Raw genomic sequence first — 1,012 nt, forward strand, 5'->3', positions numbered from 1 at the left:
CTCTACACAAGGCTATTCGTCGGCAGCGTCAGATATGTATAAGAGACAGGTGCTGCCGCAGGCTGTTCCAGAGAGGGGCGCCGGTCCCGGTGGTTCCGTCGTGCGGGCGCGGGACGTGCACGGCCATCGCACGCTGGTCGACCCGGTGGACTGGGCGCCGGCCGCTGCACGGACGTACCCGGTGGCGCTCTCGGCGCTCGCGCTGCCACCGGCGACGGTGGTGGTCAGCGGGACCGAAGATCCTGCCCGCGTACGGGAGTTGGGTGACCGCATCGCTTCCGCCTCGCCCCTGCTGCGGATGGTCGGCGCTCCCCGCGAGGCCGGGGATCTGCACTTCCGGGTCGAGGTCCGTGGGGCGTCGGCGCATGTGCTGCGGCGTGACGGATCGCCGTTCGTGGCTCCGCTGCCGCTCGCGGACCCGGCGCGTATCGCCGACTGCCTCGTCCACCTCACCCGCTGGCACCAGCTCCGTGACCTCACCTCGCGACCCTCACCCCTGGACGGCCTCGTGCGGGTGTCGATCAGGCCGTGGGACACGCGGGAGGACCCCGGCACGGAGCTGCTTCCGGACGGCAGCGGGGAGATCCTCTGCCCCTATACGCCGGGCCCCGGCGGGCCGGAGCGCCCCTGGGTCTCCATCCGGCTGCACAACCGGTCCCCCGACCGCCCGCTGTGGTGCGCGCTGCTCGACCTGACCGACAGCTACGGGAGCGGAGCGGGGCTCTACCCGGGGCACTTCATCGCTCCGGGGCACACGGGGTACGCCCTCGACGGTCAGCCGGTGCAGCTTTCGCTGCCGCCGGGGCGGGCGGTCGTGGGCGGGGCCTATGTGCGGGACTGGCTGAAGCTGGTGGTGGCCGAGGGCGAGCTGAATACGGTGCCGTTCCATCTGCCCGCGTGGCGTGCGGACGGCGTGGGTGCGTCTGCCCGTTCGGGCGGGCTGGCCGTGGGGGATGGTGTGCTGCGGTTCGCGCCCACCTCCGGGTCGGCCGCCGGGAGCCGGGACTTGGGG

Annotated in this window: 1 pseudogene; it reads left to right on the forward strand. The window is 73.0% G+C overall.

Going from position 1 to position 1,012, the window contains the following annotated elements:
- Positions 1-34: 34 nt before the first annotated feature.
- Positions 35-1,012: pseudogene (locus tag E2651_RS43390) on the forward strand (caspase family protein); the annotation flags it as partial.

The sequence above is a fragment of the Streptomyces sp. MZ04 genome, from assembly GCF_004684775.1.
In the GTDB taxonomy this organism is placed as follows: domain Bacteria; phylum Actinomycetota; class Actinomycetes; order Streptomycetales; family Streptomycetaceae; genus Streptomyces.